Origin of the sequence: Tautonia plasticadhaerens (assembly GCF_007752535.1) — a bacterium.
Classification (GTDB): Bacteria; Planctomycetota; Planctomycetia; order Isosphaerales; family Isosphaeraceae; genus Tautonia; species Tautonia plasticadhaerens.
Genome location: NZ_CP036426.1, coordinates 3811326 through 3833733 on the forward strand (window position 1 = coordinate 3811326; position 22408 = coordinate 3833733).

At 72.7% G+C, this 22408-nt stretch carries 17 protein-coding genes and 1 pseudogene; 5 read left to right on the forward strand and 13 right to left on the reverse strand.

Annotated features, from left to right (window positions below; genetic code table 11):
• Positions 1-200: 200 nt before the first annotated feature.
• Together ElP_RS15160 and ElP_RS15165 are read right to left on the reverse strand one after the other, a co-directional pair.
• A complete protein-coding gene (locus tag ElP_RS15160; protein ID WP_145270645.1) occupies positions 201-1115 on the reverse strand; it encodes a c-type cytochrome in 915 nt (304 codons plus the stop codon).
• The gene (locus ElP_RS15165) at positions 1115-2581 is read right to left on the reverse strand and encodes a PQQ-dependent sugar dehydrogenase (protein ID WP_145270647.1); all 1467 of its coding nucleotides are present in this window, start codon (positions 2579-2581) and stop codon (positions 1115-1117) included. Before ElP_RS15165 ends, ElP_RS15160 begins: the two co-directional genes overlap by 1 nt.
• A gap of 263 nt (positions 2582-2844) precedes the next feature.
• Between ElP_RS15165 and miaA the strand changes: the two genes are divergently transcribed.
• The 3 genes from miaA to ElP_RS15180 all read left to right on the forward strand — a co-directional run bounded on the left by miaA (position 2845) and on the right by ElP_RS15180 (position 6329).
• Positions 2845-3798 (forward strand): tRNA (adenosine(37)-N6)-dimethylallyltransferase MiaA, encoded by a 954-nt coding sequence (miaA, locus tag ElP_RS15170; RefSeq protein ID WP_145270649.1) that lies wholly within the window; start codon positions 2845-2847, stop codon positions 3796-3798.
• Positions 3799-4619: 821 nt separating this feature from the next.
• Positions 4620-5876 (forward strand): WD40 repeat domain-containing protein, encoded by a 1257-nt coding sequence (locus ElP_RS15175; RefSeq protein ID WP_197447000.1) that lies wholly within the window; start codon positions 4620-4622, stop codon positions 5874-5876.
• A gap of 27 nt (positions 5877-5903) precedes the next feature.
• The gene (locus ElP_RS15180) at positions 5904-6329 is read left to right on the forward strand and encodes a hypothetical protein (protein WP_145270653.1); all 426 of its coding nucleotides are present in this window, start codon (positions 5904-5906) and stop codon (positions 6327-6329) included.
• An 82-nt stretch (positions 6330-6411) separates the two neighbouring features.
• Here the strand turns inward: ElP_RS15180 and ElP_RS15185 are convergent, their stop codons facing one another.
• The 5 genes from ElP_RS15185 to ElP_RS15205 all read right to left on the reverse strand — a co-directional run bounded on the left by ElP_RS15185 (position 6412) and on the right by ElP_RS15205 (position 14254).
• Positions 6412-7584: an arsenate reductase/protein-tyrosine-phosphatase family protein gene (locus ElP_RS15185; protein WP_145270655.1), complete on the reverse strand. Its 1173-nt coding sequence runs from the start codon at positions 7582-7584 to the stop codon at positions 6412-6414.
• 316 nt (positions 7585-7900) lie between these two features.
• Positions 7901-8191, reverse strand: coding sequence for a YbeD family protein (locus ElP_RS15190; protein ID WP_145270657.1), 291 nt, complete (start codon positions 8189-8191; stop codon positions 7901-7903).
• 312 nt (positions 8192-8503) lie between these two features.
• A complete protein-coding gene (locus ElP_RS15195) occupies positions 8504-12031 on the reverse strand; it encodes an efflux RND transporter permease subunit (RefSeq protein WP_197447001.1) in 3528 nt (1175 codons plus the stop codon).
• A gap of 268 nt (positions 12032-12299) precedes the next feature.
• Positions 12300-13646, reverse strand: coding sequence for an efflux RND transporter periplasmic adaptor subunit (locus ElP_RS15200; protein WP_145270659.1), 1347 nt, complete (start codon positions 13644-13646; stop codon positions 12300-12302).
• A complete protein-coding gene (locus ElP_RS15205; RefSeq protein WP_145270661.1) occupies positions 13643-14254 on the reverse strand; it encodes a MarR family winged helix-turn-helix transcriptional regulator in 612 nt (203 codons plus the stop codon). Before ElP_RS15205 ends, ElP_RS15200 begins: the two co-directional genes overlap by 4 nt.
• Before the next feature lie 264 nt (positions 14255-14518).
• On the opposite strand from ElP_RS15205, the gene ElP_RS15210 reads away from it, so the two are divergent.
• Positions 14519-15085 (forward strand): ECF-type sigma factor, encoded by a 567-nt coding sequence (locus ElP_RS15210; protein ID WP_145270663.1) that lies wholly within the window; start codon positions 14519-14521, stop codon positions 15083-15085.
• A 75-nt stretch (positions 15086-15160) separates the two neighbouring features.
• On the forward strand, positions 15161-17938 hold the full coding sequence (locus ElP_RS38120) for a protein kinase domain-containing protein (protein WP_197447002.1): 2778 nt from the start codon (positions 15161-15163) through the stop codon (positions 17936-17938).
• Positions 17939-17951: 13 nt separating this feature from the next.
• Here the strand turns inward: ElP_RS38120 and ElP_RS41200 are convergent, their stop codons facing one another.
• From ElP_RS41200 to ElP_RS15240, 6 genes and pseudogenes are all read right to left on the reverse strand, one after another.
• Positions 17952-18317: a transposase domain-containing protein gene (locus ElP_RS41200; RefSeq protein ID WP_145270665.1), complete on the reverse strand. Its 366-nt coding sequence runs from the start codon at positions 18315-18317 to the stop codon at positions 17952-17954.
• A pseudogene (tnpC, locus tag ElP_RS38125) lies at positions 18223-19317 on the reverse strand (IS66 family transposase); the annotation flags it as partial. The pseudogene tnpC and the gene ElP_RS41200, both read right to left, overlap by 95 nt.
• A 54-nt stretch (positions 19318-19371) precedes the next feature.
• Positions 19372-19725 (reverse strand): IS66 family insertion sequence element accessory protein TnpB, encoded by a 354-nt coding sequence (tnpB, locus tag ElP_RS15225; RefSeq protein ID WP_145270667.1) that lies wholly within the window; start codon positions 19723-19725, stop codon positions 19372-19374.
• On the reverse strand, positions 19719-20057 hold the full coding sequence (tnpA, locus tag ElP_RS15230; protein WP_145270669.1) for an IS66 family insertion sequence element accessory protein TnpA: 339 nt from the start codon (positions 20055-20057) through the stop codon (positions 19719-19721). Before tnpA ends, tnpB begins: the two co-directional genes overlap by 7 nt.
• A 204-nt stretch (positions 20058-20261) precedes the next feature.
• Positions 20262-20951, reverse strand: a complete 690-nt coding sequence (locus ElP_RS15235; protein ID WP_145270671.1) for a response regulator transcription factor — start codon at positions 20949-20951, stop codon at positions 20262-20264.
• Complete coding sequence (locus ElP_RS15240) at positions 20917-22404, reverse strand: PAS domain-containing sensor histidine kinase (RefSeq protein ID WP_145270673.1); 1488 nt, start codon at positions 22402-22404, stop codon at positions 20917-20919. The genes ElP_RS15235 and ElP_RS15240 overlap by 35 nt, the downstream gene beginning before the upstream one ends.
• Between the last annotated feature and the right edge of the window lie 4 nt (positions 22405-22408).

Sequence of the window (22408 nt, forward strand, 5' to 3'; positions counted from 1 at the left end):
TCGGTCGGGCGGGCACGGCGGCGGATGGTTCCGCGGGGGGCCGGGGGGGCTGCTGGGCTCCGCCGGCTGACCCCGTCGCACGACACGATGGCTGCGGGAGAAGGAGAGCAGCAGGAAGGCCGCTCGTGCCCGACCCTCGTCCAGTCGAGCACACCCCGGCGGCGCCCGCAAGGCCCTTCCTCGCCCGCCCCCCGGCCGGGTCAGCGCAGGGTCATCAGGAAGTCCAGCAGCGCCTCGATCTCCCCCGGCTCGAGGACCTCGCCGACGGGGGGCATCCGGGAGGCCTCGACCGGGACCATCGTCCGGCCCTCGTCGTCCAGCTCCTCCAGCTCCTCGGGGTCGAACTCCAGCAGCTCGGGGCCGCCCTGCTCGTCGACGGCGACCAGGCGGATCTTGCCGTCCCGGCCCGAGGCCTTGAGGCCCGAGTGCACGACCCCGTCGACGGCGACCATCCAGGTCTCATACCCCTCGACCAGGTGCCGGCTGGGGTCGAGCAGCGCCTGCTCCAGGTCCTCCCGGGACAGGCGTCCGGCCCTGGCGAGCGAGGGGGCCATCAGGTCGTTGCCGAAGATGTCCTTCCTCAGGTCGTGGCAGGTGGAGCAGTTGCCCTCGCCCAAAAAGAGCTGCCGGCCCCGCTCGATCGAGTCGAGGCGCAGGGTGCCCCGGCCGGCTTCCATCCCCTCGGGCAGCTCCCAGTCCAGGCCGACGAGCGTGCCGGGGCGGAACTCCCCCCCCAGGGTCGAGAGGTAGGCGACCAGGTCGATGAGCTCGGCCCGGGACAGCCCGGCGGCGATGTTCGCCGGCATCACCCCGGTGGCCCCCTCGACGAGGAAGGCGTCGGGCCTGGTGATCGAGGTGAGGATGTATTGCTCCGGCCCCTGGCCGGAGACCCGGGTGCCGGCCACCTCGCCGATCCGGTGCAGCGGGGGGGCCCGGCGCGAACCCCCCTCCTCGGAGACGGTGTGGCAGCTGGCGCAGTGGCGGTTGAAGGTCGCCTTGCCGTGGTTCAGGTTGATCCGCATCGCCGTCGGCGGGAAGAAGGCCGAGGAGCCCCCCAGCGTGAGGGTGCCGACCACGAGCACGGCGGCGGCCGTCGAGATCGCGGGGCCTCGCATCACCGGCCCTCCCCGTCGAAGGTGACCTTGTAGATCTTCTTCTCCTCGTAGCCGGCCATGACGTAGAGCGCCTGCGCCTCGGCGTCGACGACCAGGTCCAGCGGGAACTGGACGTCCAAGAGGCGGTCGGCCCGGGCGACCCGGTATCGGCCGCCCTCCTCGCCGGGCTCCAGGACGAGCCGCTTGACGTGCCCCCCCCAGAGCGAGGCGACGTAGAAGCAGTCGTCGAACCCGTCGGGGAGGCTGCCGGGGGGGGCGTAGACCAGCCCCTCGAGCACCTCGCCGCCGCCGGGCATGAAGAGCGGGGGCACCACCCCCTCGATCTCCGGCCCGGCGACGAGCTGGGTATACGGGAAGCCCAGGTGGTCCCCCTGGCGGACCTGGTAGACGACGTCCCCCCGGTTCAGCTCGTCGGCGTCGTTGTCGGTGCAGAACAGCTCGCCGCCGGGGCCGAACGTGAGCGCGTAGGGGTTGCGGACCCCCCGGGCGAAGACCTCCAGCTCCGAGCCGTCGGGCCGGGCCCGGAGGATCGTCCCCTCGTGGGGCTCGATCACCGGGCTGTGGTCCTCGGCGGCGCCGACGGAGACGTACATCCGGCCGTCGTCGTCGAAGGCGATCGCCGAGGTCTGGTGCACGCCGAAGGCCCCGGGCAGCTCGTCGAGGACGTCCTCGTAGAGTTCGTACTTGCCGTCGTCGTCGGTGTCGGTCAGCCGGGTGACGGCCCCGGTCGAGCGGTAGACCATCCGGCCCTTCTCGGCGTCGGCCACCTGGCCGGTCCGCGCCACGAACAGGTCGCCGTCGTGGAAGGCGATGCCGTGGGGGCGGACCAGGTGGTCGGCCACCAGGGTCTCGGTCGCCGGCCCGTCGGGCGTCTCGCGGTCGATCCGGGCGACGACCCCCTTCCAGTAGATGTCGTCCTGCACCCCGCCGACGTAGAGCGCCCCGTCGGGCCCCCGGGCCATGCAGAAGGGCGTCAGCTCCAGCGAGGCGTACTCCTCCATCCGGACCCCCTCGCCGACGGCGGCCGAGCCCGGCGAGGCGGGGGCGCCCCAGGACCCCCGGCCGAGCATCCCCTTGACCGCGCCCTTGATCGCGTCCTTGGCCATGTTCATCGTGCAGAAGCCGACGACCCCCAGGCAGAGCACGTAGCCGGCGACCTTGCCGAGCCGGGAGCCGACCCCCCCGAGCACCGCCAGCGCCGCCAGCAGGCCGCTGAGCCCGCCGGCGACCGTCTCGAACCGGTCCTCGCGGACCAGGTTCACCACGCTGTTCCTCCCCGGGCCGGCGAGCGACGCGACCACCACCCCGGCGACCAGCACCAGCAAGGCCCCCGAGACGACCCAGGCCCGCTCCCGACGGCCGAGCCGGAACGCCAGGGCGATGCACAGGAAGGCGAACGCCGACGCGAACGCCAGCAGGTAGTTCGCATAGGGCGACGTGTCGCCGGTCTGCAGGCTCTCGAGCATCGGGGCGCTCCTGGAGGGGCGGGGTGCGGGTCGGGATGCGAGTCGAAGGGGGGGCGTCCGGGGCTCCGGGACGGGGCGACGGCGACGGGCGGGCGGCCTGTCGGGCCCGGCGATTGGACCGGCGGCAGGGCCAAGGTATGCTAGCAGTCGGCCAAATCCCCAGTCAACCGACGGCGAACGGCCCTCCTCGCCGGGGGCCGACGCCGGGGACACGCCGTTGATCCGGGGCAACACGCCCCCGACCCGGGAGGCGAGGAACCCGAGTGACCGGACCGCTGCATCGCGCCCGGTACCTGACCGGCCCGACCGCCTCGGGCAAGACGGCCGTGGGCGTGGCCCTGGCCGAGCGATGGGGCGCGGAGGTGATCGCGCTGGACTCGATGACCCTGTACCGGGGGATGGAAGTGGGCACGGCCAAGCCCACCGAGGCCGAGCGTCGGGGGGTGCCGCACCACCTGATCGACGTGCTCGACCCCTGGGAGTCGGCCAGCGTGGCCTGGTACCGGGACCGGGCGTCGGCGGCGGTGCTCGACGTCGAGGCCCGGGGGCGGATCCCCCTGTTCGTCGGCGGGACGCCGATGTACCTGAAGGCCCTGCTCCGGGGGCTCTTCGAGGGCCCCCCGGCCGACCCCGCCCTCCGGGCCGAGCTGGAGTTCGAGGCCGATCGCCTCGGCGACGCCGCGCTGCACGACCGGCTCGCCGGGCTCGATCCCCCCGCCGCCTCCCGGCTCCACCCGAACGACCGACGCCGGGTGATCCGGGCCCTGGAGGTGGTCCTCGCCACCGGCCTCCCCCTGAGCGACCAGCAGCGGGAGCACGACCGCCCCGCCCCCCCGGAGGTCCCCGTGATCGCCCTGGACCGCCCCCGGGGCGAACTCCGAGGGCGCATCGACCGCCGGGTCGGACTCATGTTCGCCGAGGGGCTGGTGGACGAGGTCCGACGCCTGGTCGAGGCCCCCCGGCCGCTGCACCCGGTGCCGTCGCAGGGCGTGGGATATGGCGAGGTGGTCGACCTGCTCGCCGGCCGGGTCGCCACCGAGGCCGAGGCGATCGCGCGGATCCAGGCCCGGACCCGGCAGTTCGCCAAGCGGCAGATGACCTGGTTCCGGGGCCTGGATGAGGTGGAGTTGCTCCCCGTCCCCGACGACGAGCCCCCCGAGGCCACCGCCGCCCGGGTGGCCGACCGGATGGAGGCCATCCGGGCCGGTCGGGGCTGACCGGTGCGGGGCCGGGACGCGGCCGGTGCGCGCGCCGAAAAATCGAAAATTTGAGGCCTGGAAAGGAGTTGCGCCAACAAAATGGGTTCGCTCCGCGAAGCGCACCGGCCCGACCCGCGCCTCGGCCCGACGCCGACGGATGGCCCTGGGTGGCCGGGGCAAAGCGAAGCGTACCCCGGGATCGCGAGACGTTGCCCACCGGGGCACGCTTCGCTTTGCCTCGGCCACCCGCCGGGCTCGGACCCGGCCGGGATCGGGCCGGTGCGCGCGCCGCAAAATCGAGAGTCCGAGGCCGGGCAAGGGGTTGCGCCGACGAAATGGGTTCGCTCCGTCGCGGCGCACCGCCAGGGCTCCGGCGGTCCCCCGATCGGCCCGGGCGGTCGGCCCATCGCGCCGAAGCCGACGGCCCGGCGCGCACGGGCAGCGGCCCCGTCCCGCCCTGCCGGGCGATCGGCACCCATTCCCCCCTCGGTTTCTCGCTTCGCCCGACCGACCATCCTCGCCCTCCCCGCCCGATCGACGGACCCCGCCCCCTCCGGGGCGGCGACGGGCCCTCTCCAGTACTATCGAGGGAAACGCCCCCGGCAGTCACTCGGACGACGCCCCCCGCCGTGATTCGGCGAGTGGCCGGGGCACGCTACGCGTCGCCCCGGCCACCCGCCCGGCCGCCGAGGCCGAGGGATCATCACCCCCCGTTGCTTGTCGCGCGATGCCGCACTCGTTACAGTCTTACTTTTGTCGTGGGATTCCCCGTCCCGCCTCGGCCGAGGCCGGTGACCACCCCGATTCGGAGGGGCATGATGGCTCGGAGGGGCATGAGCGTGGGGCTCACGTTCGGGGCGGCGGCGTGCCTGGCGACCCTCATCTGGGCCGAGTTCGCGGCCCGCCCCGGGCGCCGAGCCGCCTACGCGGTGGCGTTCTCGCCGAGGGGCGATCGGGTGGCGGCCGTCTCGGAGGGCGAGCCCGATGGGACGGGGCGGCTTTGGATCTGGGACGTGGCGACGGGCCGGCGGGTCGCATCGGCGATCGTGCCGGATCGGCCGCTCTCCCTGGCCTACGCGCCCGGCGGGTCCGCCGTGGCGACCGGCGGATGGGATGGGACGGTCCAGCTGCGGGACCCGACGACCGGAGGGGTCCTCCGCTCCTTCGACGGGCACTCGACCCCGGTCCGCGGGCTCGCCTTCCTGCCCGACGGCGACACGCTCGTCGCGGGGGCATCCGATGGTCGGGCGATCCTGTGGGACGTGGCGACGGGTCGGGAACGCATGCGATTCGACCGCGGGCACCGCTCCCCGATCAACGGGCTGGCGATCTCGCACGATGGCCGCGTCCTAGCGGTGGCCGGGGGGCTGGGTGCGGGAGGCGTGGGCCTTTGGGACCTGGAGACGGCGCGACCGCTGAGGCCGACCTCGCTGCTCGCCCACGACGAGCCCATCGCCTTCGCGCCCGATCGGGCGGTCCTGGCGTCTCGTGCCTCGGGCCGCGCCGGGGGCATCAGCCTCGTCGACCTCGACGGCGATCGGGTCGTCTCCACGGTCCCGTCCCGCGGGGCCCGCAGCGTTGCCTTCTCCCCCGACGGCCGCCTGATCGCCATCGGCGACGACGAGGAGACCGTCACCGTTCGGGAGGCGATGGGTGGGCGGCCGGTGGCCGTATTCGGGGGCCATCGGCATCGGCCGGACCCCTACGGTGACGCGGTCCGCAACCTGATGGCGGAGGTCGACTTGGCCGAGCCTCGGGTCCAGAATTCGGTCTGGGCCGTCTCCTTCTCCCCCGACGGGGCGTGGCTCGCCTCCTGCGGCCAGGACGGGGCGGTCTGGCTCTGGGGCCTCCCCGGCCGGGACGGGGTCCACCACCCCGATCGGATGCTCTTGCCTCGCCCGAGCCGCCCCGTTTGGCTGCCGATCTTCCAGTTCTCGCTAGCGTTCGCAGCCCTGGCCCTCTCGGCGTCGGCGTTCTTCGTAATGGTGAAGCCGGGCAAGTTGCGAAGGCGAACCCCGCCGGGTGCCCCGGACGACGTGTTGTCCGGGCGGCGAAGCGGCGAGGGGCGTCATTCAACTCATCCACCAAGTCGATGATTCGAGCCCTCGACCGGGAGCAGACTCGTGGCCGGAGTGCGCATCGGGGTGGGCAGTTGGATGGGACTGGCGGTCGTCGTCGCGATCGACCTGGCGATGTTCCGCGGCGTGATGCCGATGCTCACGATCCCAGCGATCGCGGTCTTCCTCGTCCTGCTCAACCTGGTATTGATTCGCCTCCTGGTCCTGCGGTGGCCACTCCGCCCGTGCGACTACGGCTTCCTCGCGGTCGGGTTCGTGGCCGCGACGCTCTCGTCCCCCTTCAACAACGATCCTCGCACCCTGCGAAGGTTCCTCGACCTGTATCGCGAGGTCACGGGAGACGCGAGGGTCGTCTGGTGGGGCGTCGCGGACTCCTTCCTCTACCTGGAGCGGGCCGCCCTCGGGCTGCTCATCCTCGCCGTCGCGACGGGCGGCGGCCTGCTCTCGGGGTGGGCCGGCCGGCGGCTGTGACGTCGTTCGGGCAAGGCCGATCGCCTCGGCTCCTCGGACGCCTGTTCCCCGTGGTGCCGCCGGTCGGGTCGACGAGGCGGGCTCAGGGGGCCAGCTCGTCGAGCAGGGGGGCGAGGTGGCGTCGGATGGACTCGGCGGTGGCGCGGTAGGTGGCGAGGTCGAGGCCGACGGGGTCGTCGATGTCGAAGCCCTCGGGGTCGAGCAGGCGGGCGCGGGGGGCGCAGTCGGGGGCGTGGTGGAGCAGGGAGTCGAGGTGGTCCCGGGTCATGACGACGAGGTGGTCGGCGGCCCGGACGAGCTCGGGGGTGAGGCGTCGGCTGGAGTGGGAGGCGAGGGAGCCGCCGAGGGCCCGGACGACCTCGGCGGCGTTGGCGGCGGCGGGGGAGCCGTGCGCGGCGGAGAGGCCCGCGGAGAGGACCAGCCACCCCCGGGATTCGAGGTCCTCGGGCGGGCAGCCGAGGCGGTCGGCGAGCATGGCCCGGAACAGGGCCTCGGCCATCGGGCTGCGGCAGGTGTTGCCGGTGCAGACGAACAGGACGATCGTGCTGGAGAGCTGCCGGAGCGTCCGGTCGTCGTAGGGGCCGGGGCGGAGGACCTGGAAGGCGTCGACCCCGGTGTCCGCGTCGGCCTCGAAGGCGAGGACCGTGGGGCCGGCGGGGTCGTAGGGGGGGCCGTCGTCGACCAGCAGGGCGGGGGAGCTGAGGGCGGCCAGGGCGGGGGCGGAGGCGACCGGCTTGCCGTCGGGCCCGGTCGGGCAGGCCAGGGCGATCGGGCCGGCGAGCAGGCGGGTCAGGTGCTCGATGAAGGGGTGGTCGGGGCAGCAGAGGGCGATCGAGCCGTCGGGGCCGACCAGGGCCGACCGGGACCCCTCCGGCAGCCGGCCGGCGAGCCCGGCGTCGACCCCCTGCGAGAGCCGGAGCACCAGCGGGCCCGGCCAGGCCCGGGAGGCGAGCCGTCGGGCCGACCGGGGCGCCTCGGTGGCCCAGTCGGGCAGCTCGCCGCCGGACCGGAGGCAGATCCGGAGGGCCGGGGCGGGCCCGCCCGGCGTCGGGGCCGTCGCCAGGGCCGAGCCGATCCGGCGCAGCGCCTCGGGCAGCAGGGCCGAGGCGGCCAGCGCGTAGCCGGCCCCGGTGGGCAGGCCGACGACCCCGCCGCCGGCCAGGCAGGCCACGGCGCGGTGGACGACGTCCCTCGGGTCGTCGGCCTGGGACAGGTCGACGTGCTCGGGCTGAAGCGTCGGGGCGGGGTCGGTCATCGCGTGGCCTTCGCCTGGCGGTCGCTCGGTCGGTCGCTCGCCCGGTCGCCCGGGCGATTGGCCGCCCCGGGCCGCCGCCCGGGGGCCGGACGGGGTGGGGGCGCGTTCAATCGAACATTCGAGCTTACGGGCGGGGGGCGAGGCGGGTCAATCGGGGGGGATGCCGGATTCCGGGGGCCGGAGGACCGGGCCCGGGGGGCGTCCGGAGGGCCGGGCCCCGGGCCCCGCGGGGGGCCGGGCCCCGGGCCCGGCGGGGGGCCGGGGGCGGGGCCAGGCGTCGCGTCGGGGGGCGGGGAGCTTCCCCGGCCGGTCGGGATCAGAAGAGGAGGCAGAGGCCGGGGACGGTGTGGATCCGGGTGTAGATGGCGCGGACCTGCTCGGCGGACTGCACGGTGATGTCGAGCGTGACGGAGACGTGGCGGCCGCCCTTGGTGAATCGGGAGGAATGGTCGACCTCGCCGGGCCCGGCGAGTTCCTCCTGGACGGCGGCGACCACGCGGGCCTCGAAGTCGTCCTCGGCCGAGCCGATCGCCCGGATCTGATACGAGCCGGGGAAGGGGTGGACCGATTCGAGCAGCTCGGCGGACGGGATGTTCTTGGAAGACATGGTGCATCCTCGATCGGTCAGGCGGTCGTGCTGACGGCCGGTTCGCCGGTCGGTGGTCGGTCGGAGGGGCGTCGTCGGGTCTCCGGGGTGCCCCGCCTTCATTTTACCGGGAGGAGGGCAAGGGGGGAGGGGAGGGAGTCCGCGAGGCGGGGCGAGGCGGGGGGCCCGGACGACGCGCCGCGCCTTGCGTCCCGTCCACCGACCCCTCATCCCGGCCCTCTCCCCACGAGTGGGGAGAGGGGGTCGGATCGGAACTCGCCCCGGCCTCGGGGGAGGGGCGGCCTCGGCGATGCGACGGGGGAGGGCGGCGGGTCAGGCGCCCCCGGGGGATCGGACCGGGTCGTCGGGGGCGGCGTGGACCGGCTCCCGGGCGGGGGAGGGCCCGCCGGGGGAGCCGGCCCCGGGGTCGGAGTCGGAGTCGGAGTCCGAGCCGACGTGGCCGTCGCCGGGGTCGGCCGAGAGGGGCAGCTCGTCCTCGAGGTGGTGGTCGTCGGTGATGGGACGGCCGAGGGCGTCGAGGATGTCGGCGTAGATGGCGTAGAGGCTGGGGACGAGGAACAGCACGACGACCGTGCCGAAGCCGAGGCCGAAGGCGAGGCTGGTGGCCATCGGGATGAGCACCTGGACCTGCAGGCTCTTCTCGGCCATCAGCGGCACCAGGGCGACCACGGTCGTCAGCGAGGTGAGCAGCACGGGGCGGAAGCGGCGCTTGCCGGCCTCCCGCAGGGCGACCCGGACGGGGTTCCCCTCGGCGACGAAGGCGTTGATGAAGTCGATCAGCACGATCGAGTCGTTGACGATCACGCCCGACAGCGCCACCAGGCCGAAGAAGCTGAAGAGCGTCAGCGGCAGGTCCATGACCAGGTGCCCCCAGATGGCCCCGACCAGGCCGAAGGGGACGATGATCAGGATGAACAGCGGTTGCAGGTACGAGCGGAACTGCGCCGTCAGCAGCACGAACATGGCGAAGATCGCGATGACGAAGCCGACCAGCAGGCTGCTGAAGGACTCCTGGGTCTCGCGTTCCTGTCCCTCCCAGCGGACCCGGACGTCGGGGTAGTCGGCGAGCAGGGCGGGGAGGAAGTTCTGCTGGAGGTCCTGGGTGATCTCCCGGGCGTTGGCGGCGGCCTCGTCGACGTCGGCGGTGACGGTGACGGAGCGTTGCTGGTCGATCCGGTTGATGGAGGAGTAGCCGCGACGGACGTCGACGGCGGCGAGTTCCTCCAGCGGGACCTCGCCGCCGGCGTCGGTCCGGATGCGGATCTCGCGGAGGTCGGCGAGGCTGGCCCGCTGCTCGGGCGGGTTGCGGACCATCAGCTTCACCTCGTGCCGGCCGCGCTGCAGCCGCATGACCTCCTCGCCGTAGAAGGTGGAGCGGACGGTCTGGGCCAGGGCGTTGGTGTCGATCCCCAGGGCCTCGGCCGAGGGCTTGACGCGGAGCTGGATCTCGGGCTTGCCGGGCTTGGAGTCGTCGGCGATGTCGAAGATGCCCTCGTACTCGCCGAGCCGGGCCTTGCAGCGCTCGGCCACGGCCTCCAGGCCGTCCATGTCCTTGCCGACGAGCTGGAACTCGATCGGCTTGCCGCCGGGGCCGGATTCGCCGGCGCCGAACTTGATCTCGTCGTAGCCGGAGAGGCGGGGCAGCGAGGCCTCCCGCCAGGCGTTGACCAGCTCGAAGCTGCTGATGGGCCGCTCCTGGCCGCCGACCATCTCGACGAAGACCATGCCGATGTTCGAGCCGCTGACGGACATCGACGCGCCCGGCCCGCCGCCGCCGGCGGTCTCGGCGTAGCCGACGGACCGGGAGATGGTCCGGACCGGGGGCCGGCCGGTGTCCTCGGCGATCTCGGCGTGGAGGCGGGCGATCTCGCCGGCGATCCGGCGGGTGGCCTCGTCGGTCACGCCGGCCGGGGTGCCGGCGGGGAAGGTGACGTTGGCGGTGATGAAGTTCGAGTCGAATTCGGGGAAGACGACGAAGGGGACCAGCCCGCTGGCGACCAGGCCGAAGGAGGCGATCATGATCGCCATCATCGCCGAGACGAAGGCCACCGGGGCCCTCAGCGCCATGCGGAGGCCCCGCTCGTAGGCGTTCTCGATGAACCAGCGGAGGCCGCCGTCGACGCCGGTCCGCAGCCCGTGGTAGGCGGCGACCACCGGGTTCTCCCGCCGGGCCTCTCGGGCCTCGGCCCGCCGGGAGCGGAAGGCGCGGACGAGCCAGACCCAGGCGAACAGCGGGGTCAGCAGCCAGGTCAGCACCCGGCCGATCACGCCGAGGATCGGCGCCCGGCGGTGCGACAGGTGGTTGGGCAGGATCAGCAGGCTCTCGCCGAGCGAGCCGAGCAGCATCGAGCAGACGACGATCGGCATGATGTAGATGATCTTGCCGAGCGTGCCGGAGACGAAGAACATCGGCACGAAGGCGAAGATCGTCGTCGCCACCGAGGCCAGCACCGGCCCGGAGACCTCCCCGGCGCCGTCGATCGCGGCCCGGACGGGGGACTTGCCCATCTCCCGGTGGCGGTAGATGTTCTCCCCCACGACGATGGCGTCGTCGACCACGATCCCCAGCGCCAGCAGGAAGGCGAAGGTGGAGACCATGTTCAGCGACACGCCGGCGACGCCCATGACGATGAACGAGACGCCGATGGCCACCGGGATGCCCATCGCCACCCAGAAGGCCAGCCGCAGCTCCAGGAACAGGGCGAGCACGACGAAGACCAGCGCCAGGCCCTGCAGGGCGTTGGAGGTGAGCGTTTCCAGCCGCTCCTGGACGAGGATCGACTGGTCGTCGAAGATCTCGGCGTGGTAGCCGGGGGGCAGTCGCAGCCCGCCGACGAACTCGCGGACCTGGGCGACGATCTCGATGAGGTCCTCGGCCCGGGTCTTCTGCACCATCAGGACGATCGACGACCGCTCCTCGCCGACCGCCGACGAGGCGACCTCGGGGTCGGTCAGCGGGGTGGGGAAGGAGATCCAGGAGCGTCGGGCGTCGTCGGTGAAGCCGTCGTGCACGGTGCCCAGGTCGTCGACGCGGAGCACGGCGCCGTCGGGCCGGGTGAGCAGGGGGAGCTCGGCGATCTCGTCGCCGGTGAGCCGCTTGTTCTTGCCCCGGACGAGGTACTCGCTGGACCGGGCCTTGATCTCGCCGGCCGGCAGCTCGATGTTCTCGCGGCGGACGATGGCGCCGACCTGCTGGAGGCTGAGGTTGTGGCGCCGGAGCGTCTCCTCGGGGATCTCGACGTCGATCTGGTAGTCCCGGACGGAGAGCATCTCGACGAGCGAGACGCCGGGCAGCTCCAGCAGGTCGTCCCGGACGCGCTCGGCCAGGTCCCGGAGCTGGAGGTCCTCCCGGAGCTGCCACTCGCGGAGGGCCTCGGCGTCGAGCCCCTCCGGGGCCGGGCTGCCGCCGAAGACGGCGACCCGGATGGCCGGCTCCCGGAAGGTGAGCAGCTTGACGTCGGGGTCCTCGGCCAGCAGCGGGAAGCTGGGGATCTGGTCGACCTCGGAGCGGATCTCGTTGAGCGCCTTCTGGGGGTCGCCGACGTTGCTCCGCAGCTCGGCGACCACGGAGCCCATGCCCTCGGAGGCGGTGGCGGAGATCTTCTTGATGCCGTCGACGGCCCGGATCGCCTCCTCGATCTTCTGGCAGATGCCCTCCTCGACCTCGGCCGGGCTGGCGCCGGGGTAGGGGACGGTGATCGTGACGATCTCGAGCTGGAACTCGGGGAACAGCTCCTTCTTCAGCCCCAGCAGCGACACCACGCCGACCAGGACCACGGCGGCCATCAGCGTGTTGACGGCCGGGCCGTTGCGGACGACCCACTGGACGATCGATTTCACCGCGGGGGCTCCTTGGGGAGGAGTGGGCATGGCCGACGACTGGCGGACGGCCGAGGACACTCGGGGTTCGACGAACTCGGGGGCGCCGTCCGTCCCCCCCTCCCCGCGAGCGGGGAGAGGGTCGGGGTGAGGGGTCGGTGCGTCGGACGCAGGGCCTTGAGCGTCGGCCGGTCCCCCCTCACCCGGCCTCCGGCCACCCGCTCCCCCGCAGGCGGGGGCGAGGGTCGGACTCCGGGCCGGGGAGGTCGAAGACGCGATCCGTGGTCGTTCAGCGACGCTCCGACCCGGGGTCGGCCGAGGCGACGGGGGCGGCGGGGACCTCCCCGGCGATCGCGACCTCCATCCCGGCGACCGGGGCGTCGAGCGGGGAGACGACCAGCGAGGCACCGGGGGGGATCGGGTCGCCGGGGCCGTCCCCCCGGACGATGACCGAGTCCTCCAGCACCCGGACCGGCTCGACGCGGTGGATCGCCAGCCGGCCGCCCTCGACGAGCCAGATCTCGTCGTTGGGCCGGAAGGCCGACCGGGGGATCGAGAGCAGGGGGATCCGGGGGTCGATGCCCCGGAAGGTGACGGAGACGAACATGCCCCGGCGCAGGCCGTCGGGGGCGGGCACCTCGACCCGGCAGGGGACCGTGCGGGTCCGCTCGTCGATGCCGCCCCCCTCGAACCGGGAGAGCACCCCCTCCCATGTCGACTCCCGGCCGGCGATGGCGTGGGAGATCTCGGCCCCGGCCCGGGGGATCGAGTAGGGGTCGTCCCCGGCGTGGTCGAGCGGGTCGTCGCCGCCGGCCAGCCAGTAGAGGTCCTCGAGCTGCAGGGAGCAGCGGACCTCCATGGTGGAGGTGTCCTCGATGGTCAAGAGCGGGTCGCCGGGGCGGCAGTAGGAGTCCTGCTCGACGAGGACCTCGACGATCCGGCCGTCGACGGGGGAGGAGATGACCGCCCGCTCCAGGTCGTAGGTCGCCTGGTCGAGCGTGGCCAGGATCCGGCGCCGCTGGGCCTCCAGCCGGGCCCGGCGGCTGGCGAACATCCGGCGGTCGTTCTGCAGCCGCTGGAGGTTCTGCCGGGAGGTGAGCACCTGGGCGTCGGCGGCGTCCCGGTCGGAGGCGGAGGCTGCGTTGCGGGAGATCAGCTGCTCGACGCGGAGCTGCTCCCGGCGCCGGAGGTCGACCTCCTGCTCGGCCAGGGAGACCAGCTCCTCGGTGTTGCCGATCTCGGTGTCGAGCTGCTCCAGGTCGGCGGCCACCTGGGCCAGCTCGGCCTGATACGTCTCGATCTGGATCTCCAGGGGGCGGGGGTCGAGCTTCAGCAGCAGGTCGCCGCGCTTGACCGCCCGCCCGGCCCAGCAGGCCTCGGTGCGCTCGACCACCCGGCCGGCGACCTCGGCCGAGAGGGAGGCCTCGCGCTTGGGCACGGCGGTGCCGTTGACCTCGATGGCGAAGCCGCCGGCCGGGGCGGCCGAGACGGGGACCACCTCGACCCGGGGGACTTGCCGGTCGCGTTGCTGGCGCTGCGGCGGCTCCTTGGAGGCCACCAGCCCGGCGAAGACGCCGACGCCGGCGGCCAGGATCAGGCCCGGCAGCAGCAGGTTGCGGAACAGCCTCCCGATCATCGCGATCGCCCCCCGCCGCCGCCCGGCGACGACTCGACTCGGCCCGAGGGGGGGGGCGGGGCGGCTAGTTCCGCCCCGCCGGCCGCCCGGCCGCTGACCTTGATGTTGATGTGCTCGAACCCGGACCACGAGCCCGGATCCACGATCCGCTGGAGCATGTCCTTGAGCGTCCCCCGCTCGGCCGGGGAGAGCGGGCCGAGGCACTCGGCCTCGACCCCCTCCACCATGCCGTTCGCCCGTCGGAGGAGATCCTTGCCCTCGTCGGTCAGGTGCACCAGGTGCGCCCGGCGGTCGGCCGGGTCGTCCCGGCGGCGGACGAGCCCGCGCTGCTCCATCTCGTCCAGCAGGCCGACCATCGACGCCCGGTCGATGCAGACCGACTCCCCGAGCCGACGCTGGGCGACCGGGCCGAAGTGGTCGATCGTGGCCAGCACCGCGACGTGCTTCAGCTGCACGCCCATCGGCTCCAGCTCCTCCTCGAACCGGGCCCGGAAGCGGTGCGCGGCCATCGCCATCAGGAAGCCGAACCGCTCCCGGGCCGGGCCCTGCCGGGGGTCGATCGGCGGCCCGTCGGGAGACGTAACTTCTTCGGGATGATCTGCTTGCATCTTGTCCTGAGTGGGGGCGGCCGGGGTGATCGCGTGCCGGGCGGCGCCCGGGCCGTGGGGACGTCCGCCGGACGGCCCGGGCCGGATCGGGGCACGGGATACGCCGCGGGCCCGACCGTCAGCGCCGCTGACTATTTCTATTACGGACGGATGTCCCGTCAAGGGAGGTTTTTCATTTTCGTAAGCGTCCGGTGACGGGTCGTTCGGCTTCCCAGCGGCGGATTTCCCGCCCTGCGGGGGCCCGGCGCCGTTACACTCATCTCCATGCCCGAGGTGACCCGCCTGCTCGACGCCGCGGCCGCCGGGGACCGCCGCGCCGCCGCCGACCTGCTCCCGCTCGTCTACGACGAGCTGCGCCGGCTCGCCGCCGCGCGCCTGGCGTCCGAGTCGCCGGATCAGACCCTCCAGCCCACGGCGCTGGTCCACGAGGCGTACCTCCGCCTGATCGGACCGGCCGAAGGGCTCCGCTGGGACGGCCGCGGCCACTTCTTCGCCGCCGCCGCCGAGGCGATGCGTCGCATTCTCGTCGACGCCGCCCGGCGGAAGCGGGCGCGAAAGCACGGCGGCGACCGTCGACGGGTCGAGTTGCGCGACGTCCCGGACGAGCGTGAGGTCGCGGACGAGCGACTGCTCGCCCTGGACGCGGCCCTCACCCGCCTCGCCGCCGAGGACCCCGTCGCCGCCAGGGTGATCGAGATTCGCCACTTCGCCGGGCTGTCGATCGAGGACGCGGCCGCCGCCCTCGGCCTCTCCCGCGCGACGACTTACCGGCACTGGACCTACGCCCGCGCCTGGCTCCGAGACGCCATCTCCGAGGCCGGGCCGGGCTGACGGACGTTTTTCGGATTCCGTGAGACAATCGGCCGGGTTTCTCGCATTGGGGGTGGACCCGAACCAGGAGCGCCCATGTCCACCGACCCGAAGCGCGTCAAGGAGATCTTCCTCGAGGCGGCCGAGCTGCCGGACGAGGCCGCCCGTGCCGCGTTCCTGGACCGGGCGTGCGGGGAGGACGCCGACCTCCGTGCCCGGGTCGAGGCGCTACTCCGGTCCCACGACCCGGCCGGCAGCTTCCTCGGCACGCCCGCGGCCGCGGCCGCGGACCCAGGCCTCGCCGCCACCCTGGCCTACTCCGCCTCCACGGGGCAACACCACGCCGCCACCCTCCCCGGCGACGAGGCCCACCGCGGCGACGGCGACGAGCCGCTGACGTTCCTGGCGCCGTCCACCCGGCCCGACTCGCTCGGCCGGATCGGCCACTACGAGGTGCTCCAGGTGCTCGGCCGGGGCGGCTTCGGGATCGTCTTCCGCGCGTTCGACGACGTGCTGCACCGGGTGGTGGCGGTGAAGGTGCTGGCCCCGCAACTGGCCGCCACCTCGCCGGCCCGCAAGCGGTTCCTGCGTGAGGCCCGCTCGTCCGCCCAGGTGCGGCACGAGAACGTGGTGCGGGTGTACGAGGTCTCCGAGCAACCGCTGCCCTACTTGGCGATGGAATTCATCCCCGGGGAGACGCTGCAGCAGCGCCTCGACCGCGTCGGCCCCGTCGAGCCGGCCGAGGTGGTGCGGGTCGGCCGTCAGATCGCCGAGGGACTGGCCGCCGCCCACGCGCAGGGCCTGATCCACCGGGACATCAAGCCGGGGAACATCCTACTGGAGGGCGGGGCCGGGCGGGTGAGGATCACCGACTTCGGGCTGGCGCGGGCGGCCGACGACGCCAGCATCTCCCAGAGCGGGATCATCGCCGGCACCCCGATGTACATGGCCCCGGAGCAGGCCAAGGGGGAGACACTCGACCAGCGGGCCGACCTGTTCAGCCTCGGCAGCGTGCTCTACCAGATGGCGGCCGGCCGGCCGCCGTTTCGCGCGAACAACGTGGTGGCGGTGTTGAAGCGCGTCGCCGAGGATACGCCGCGGGACATCCGCGAGATCATCCCCGAGACGCCGCAGTGGCTGTGCGACATCATCGCCTCGCTGCACGCCAAGGACCCCGCCGGCCGCTTCCAGACCGCCCGCGAAGTGGCAGACCTCCTCGCCGACTGCGAGGCCCAGCTCAAGGCCAGCTCCAAGCTAGAGGATTTCAGCCGCATTCCCGGCCGGAAGTCGGCGTCCTCGGGGAAGCGGAAGCGGGTCGCGGCGGCGGCCGCCTTGTTGCTCCCCGTGATCGCGCTTGGGGTAACAGAGTCCACAGGGGTCACGAAGCTGTTCCGGGGGTCGACGACGACCGACCGGATTAGGGACGGCGGCGATCCCCGGGGCCGGCCGGACGGCGGTCGCCCCAATGACGCCCCTCCGGAGCGGGTCGCCCTGGAATTCGACGGCGTCAACGACTACGTCGCGACCCCGTTGCTGTACGACGGCTCGACGCCCTTGACCGTCGAAGCAACGGTTCGGATCACCGAATGGCCGGTTCACAAGAAGCATTCCCACAGCGAAATCGTCGGCTGCACGCAACTGGCCGGCTTCGGCCTGGGGACGTCGAAGGAGGGGTTCTATTTCTCCGCGTTCATCGGGACCAATTATGTCACCGCCTACACTCCGGGAGATGACCGCTACCTGAATCGACCGATCAAGTTGGCCGGGATTATCGAAGGCCAAAACCTGCGGCTATTCGTCGATGGAAAGCAGATTGCCCGTAACGCCTTTGAGGATCAATTCAAGCCGAGTCCCGAAGAGATCTCACTAGGTACGAGTCCTGGGAGCGGAATGCCGAACGACGGTAACGGCTATGACTGGGCCGGGACGATGTATGGAGTGAGAATCTCGAACACGGCACGGTACACGGGCGATTACGACGCGAGCGCCCCCTTGACCGCGGACCGAAACACGATGGCGCTCTACCGGTTCGACGAGGGCTCGGGCGACGTCCTACACGACACCTCGGGCAACGGCCGGCACGGTAAGATCGTGGGGGCGCGGTGGGTGAATGCCGGCGTCCCTCGGATCGGCCCTTCCCCCGATGCGAAGACGCCGCCGGCGGTCGCTCCGTTCACCGACGCCGACGTCCAGCGCATCGCCGCCCTGCCAGCCGCCGAGCAGGTCGAGGAGGTCCGCATGGAGTTGGTGCGGCGCAACCCTGGCTTCGACGGCACGGTGGAGCACAAGATCGAGGGCGGCGTCGTCACGGAATTGCGGATCAACACCGACAAGGTGTCGGACATCGCCCCGATCCGAGTCTTCAACGCCCTGCAGGTGCTCGATTGCAGCGGCACACCTACCCCCGACTGGCGTCGGAACGGGCAGCTTGCCGACTTGACGCCGCTGAAGGGGATGAACTTGACGGGCCTTACTCACCTCAACCTTGGCTGGACGAAAGTGGACGACGCCAGCATGGTCTACTTCAAGGACTGCAAGGCACTGATGAGCCTCATCCTGACTGGAACACAGGTCACCGACACTGAATTAGCCCACTTCAAGGACTGCAAAGACCTGACGGAACTCGGACTGGATGGCACCCAAGTGAGCGATGCCGGGCTGGCTCACTTCAAGGGCTGCAAGAAACTGACGCTCCTCCACATCGAGAACACGAGGGTCACCGACCTATCCCTGCTACGCGGGATGCCTCTCAAAGAACTCTCCTGCGACTTCCAGCCCGAACGAGACGCAGAGATTCTCCGCTCCATACAGACGCTGGAGAAGATTAACGACAAGCCGGCCGCGGAGTTCTGGAAGGATGTCGAGAAGAAGTGACCGCCGGTTGCCGTCAACCCGCTCGGCGGTAGGTCTCGCCGCGGGACTTCGCCCACGCATCCGGCAACAGGTCTCCCAGGTCAGCCCCGGCCCGCCGGGCGGGCAACTCCGTCAGGACGTTCGTCAGGTAGGCCCACGGGTCGAGCGCGTGTCGCCTGACGGATGTGGCGATGCTCAGCAACACGGCCGCGACTCGTAACCCGCCGTCCCCGCCCAGATGCAGCCAGTTCCGGCGGCCGACGCACAGGGGTCGGATGGCCTGCTCGGCCGCGGCGTTGTCGATCGTCAGCGACCGCGTACAGGGCGCGGATGCGAGCCAGGGCGTCGTGGCTGCGCTCCGGGTCCGAGAGCCGGGCGTCGAAGAAGTACCTCCGGGCATGGGCCCAACACCCGACGTGCCGGGCGCCGGCCGCGTACACCGGGTTGTACCCGGCGTAGCCGTCGGCATGGACGAACCCGGTGTACCCGTTCAGGAACGCGGTCGGGGCGTCGCGGGACCGGCCGACCGATAGGTCGAACACGATGTACGGGTTGGCCGCGTCGCCGACGTACACCCAGGCGTGGGCCGTCCGCCGCGGGGCCAGCAGCGGCACCAGGGTGTCGTCGGTGTGCAGCGAGGCGGACGCCCGGACCCGGTCGCACATCAGCCGGTACAGCGGCCCCAGGACCCCGGCACAGGTGGTCAACTGGTCGCACAGGGTGGACCGCGTCACCTCCCACCCGAGCCGGGCGAGGATCGACTCCTGGCGGTAGAGCGGCAGGTGGTCGCAATACTTCGAGACGATCAGGTGGGCGAGCAACCCGGCCGCGGCCGTCCCGCGGGGGATCGGCTCGGGCGGCAAGGGCGGCCGGCCCACCCGGGCGTCCTCACCGGCCCGTTCGCACGACCTACATGCATAGGTCAACCGAACGGTCTGTCGGACGAACAGCGAGGCCGGGCGGTAGTCGAGCCGCTCGGACACGTCGGCGCCGATCCGGACCCGCGTCCGGTGGCAGCTCGGACACGCCTTCTCCGCCTCGGTCAGGTCGACCTCGACCCGCTCCCGGGGCAGGTCGGCCGGCAACGTCCGGCGGCCGTGCCCGCGACGGCGCGGCTTGGCGGAGGTGGGCGGTGGCCCCGGGAGGGGCGGCGAATCGGCCGGTGTGGGCGGGCCGGAGTCGGGGACCTGGTCGAATAGGGTCGGCCCAGCGACCCTCTCAGACTTGCGGCCGAAGGCCAACCGGGCGAGCTTGTCGATCTGCGCCTGCTGCCCCTCGATCGTGGCCCGGAGTTCGGCCACCGTGGCGAGCAGCTCATCGTTCACCCGCCGCAGGTGCACGACCTCGGCCCGGAGGGCGGCGAGGTCGGTTTCGGGGGCGGGCATGGGCGTCATGCCCATTGTACGAGCGAACCATCGGGCGGGTTCCCTGATCGCGCCGAAGTCCCGGTCAGGTCACTCAATGGCCTGGCGTTCGAACCGCGGCCGCCGCTTGACCGCCCCGAGTTCGAGCCCGCCGAGGATCATCGCCAGCTCGGTCGGGGTGACCGCCACCTCGACGGCGTCCGCAGCCGGGAACGCGAACGTGCCCTTCTCGAGGCGGCGGAGGTACAGCGTGAAACCGTCGCCCTGCCAGGCCAGGATCTTCAGCCGGTCCCCGCGCTTGTTCCGGAACACGAACAGGTCCCCGCTGAGCGGGTCGCGGGCCAGGTGCGCGGTGACCACCGCGGCCAGGCCGTCGAAGCTCTTGCGGCCGTCCTGCGGCTGGAGGCAGACCCAGATCCGGCCGGTCAGCCCGAGGGTCAGCATGGCGAGGCCCCGAGCGCGGTGACCAGCCGGGCGACTGCTGTGGCGTCCACCCCGATCGGGACGCGGACGACCAACCCGGAGGGCAGCACGACCTCGGCGACAGGCTCGGGGATGATGTGTACCGGGGCGAATGACGGGGGCCGAGGCGGTGCTTCCGGGCGACGAGGTTGCTCCCGGCTGGCGAGTTCGCGACGACGGGCGAAGAAGGTGGCCTCGGAGACCCCGCGGGCAGCGCAGAACGCCCGGACCGATTTGCCAGACGTCTTCCAATCGGCGATCGTGTCCCGCCAGAACTGCTCGCGTTCTTCACGGCGACGACGGGTCTTCGGCATCGGCTGGGCCTCCTCGTGGACGAGAAAGCCCTGATCCTACACGAGCCATCAAGACGCCTCGGGACCGGACGCTTACTCATTTTCTGCGATCATCGCAGCTTCACATTTTCCCGGGCGGGATCGCGGCGAGCGTGGGAGAGGAGGTCCCGAGGCCGTCTGGGCGGATCGGAGGGGGCCAGCTTCGGTGGGAGGCCGTCCCCGGGCTCAGCCGTGTTCGAGGACCCACTGGGTGGCGACCCGGGCGAGTTCGGAGGCGTTGCGGAGGGCGAGCTTGGCCTTGATCCGCTGGCGGTAGGTGTCGACGGTGTGGACGCTCAGGTGGAGGCACCGGGCGGTCTCGGCGGTGGTGTGCCCGGCGCCGATCTGGCGGAGGACCTCCAGCTCCCGGTCGGAGAGGGATTCCTCGAGGGTGGGGGAGGCGGGGACCTCGACGCCCCGGCCGACGACGCGGCGGATCAGGCGGCCGGCGGCGGCGTCGCTGAGGAAGATCTCGCCGCGGTGGACGCGCCGGATCGCCTCGATGATCCGCCCGGTGGCCTCCTGCTTGGTGATGTAGCCCATCGCCCCGGCCCGCAGGGCCCGCTCGGCGTAGAGGGACTCGGGATACATCGACCAGACGAGCGTCCGGGAGGAGGGGTCCCGGGCGCGGAGGCGGCGGATCAGGTCGATGCCGCTGCCGGTCCCCAGGGCGATGTCGATGACGCTCACGTCGGGCCGGGCGCGTTCGGCCTGGTCGAGCGCCTCGGCGACGTCGGCCGCCTCGCCGCAGACGACCAGATCCGGGCACCGGGCGATGCGGAAGCCCAGGCCCTCCCGGACGGCCGGGTGGTCGTCGACGATCAGGACGCGGGCCGGGGGGTCAGGGGAGCCGGCCGGGGAGGTGTCGCTCGGCATGGTCGTCCTTCCGGTCGAGGATGCAGTCGATCCGGGTGCCGCCCCCCTCGTCGGGGCCGATCCGCAGGCCGGCGCCGATGAGGCCGGCCCGGTGTCGCATCAGCCGGAGGCCCGTCCCCGGCCCCCCCTCGGCGTGCCCCGGGATGCCGACGCCGTCGTCCCGGACCGTCAGCGCGATGGCCTCGTCGGACCCCTCCAGCCGGACGACGATCGACCGGGGTCGGCCGTGCCGGGCGGCGTTGGAGACGGCCTCCTGGGCGATCCGGTACAGGTGGGTGGCGGTGCGGTTGTCCTCGATCGCCACCGGGGAGTGGCACTCGAAGCGGCAGGAGATGGCCTGGCCGGCCGAGAAGTTCGAGCACAGGTCCTCCAGCGCCGCCATCAGGCCCTCGGCGTCGACCTCCACGGGAAGCAAGCCCCGGCAGAGGTCCCGGAGCCGACGCTGCACCCGGCGGAGGCCGGCCCGGACCCGACCGGCCAGCACGCGCTCGGGGGAGGAGTCCTCCTCCAGGGCCTCGGCGAGCGACTCGATCATCAGGGCCAGGCCGGTGAGCTCCTGGCCGACGTCGTCGTGCAGGTCCTGGCCGATCCGGCGCTGCTCCTGCTCGGCGATCGACAGCAGCTGCTCCTGCATGGCCCGGCGTTCGGAGACGTCCCGGATGATGCCGGTGAACAGGTCGAGCGAGGCGACCCGGCCGACGGACAGCTCGACGGGGAAGGTCGAGCCGTCCTTGCGCCGGCCGGCGAGCTGGCGGACGGCGCCGACGAGCCGGCCGGGGGCGTCGGGGTCGGCGTCGGGGGCGTCGGGGTCGGCGTCGGGGTGGCCGATGTGGGCTTCCCGATCGGGGAGGGGGATGATCAGGGCGACGTCCCGGCCGACGACCTCCGCCCGGTCGAAGCCGAACATGCGCTCGGCGGCGGCGTTGAAGGTGTCGATCCGTCCCCGGCCGTCGATGGTGATGATGGCGTCGGCGGCGGTGTCGACGACGGCCCGGAGGCGGTCCTCGCTCTCCCGGAGGGCCAGCTCGCCGAGCTTGCGGTCGGTGATGTCGACGTGGGAGACCAGGGCCCCCCCGGACTCGCACCGCAGCGGGGTGGCCAGCATGAGGAACCACCGGGCGCGGCCGCCGGGCCCGCGGCAGGTGTATTCCTGGGAGTAGGAGTCCCGGCGCCCGGCCAGCACGTCGAGCAGGCCGGCCAGGGCCGGGGCGGCCCCCGGGGAGCCGCGGTCGGCGGCCCGTCGGCAGACGTCGAGGTAACTGACGCCCGGCCCGCTGAGCCATCGGACGCCGTCGTTCTCGGCGAGGGCCCGGTCCCACTCGGCGTTGACGGCGACGATCAGGCCCTCGGGATCGACGACGCAGGCCCGGGCCGGCAGCGCGTCGAGCAGGGCCCGGGCGGGCGGCTCCCCGGGGACGGGGACGGGGGTCCGGTCCTGGCCGCTGGGTCTCATGACG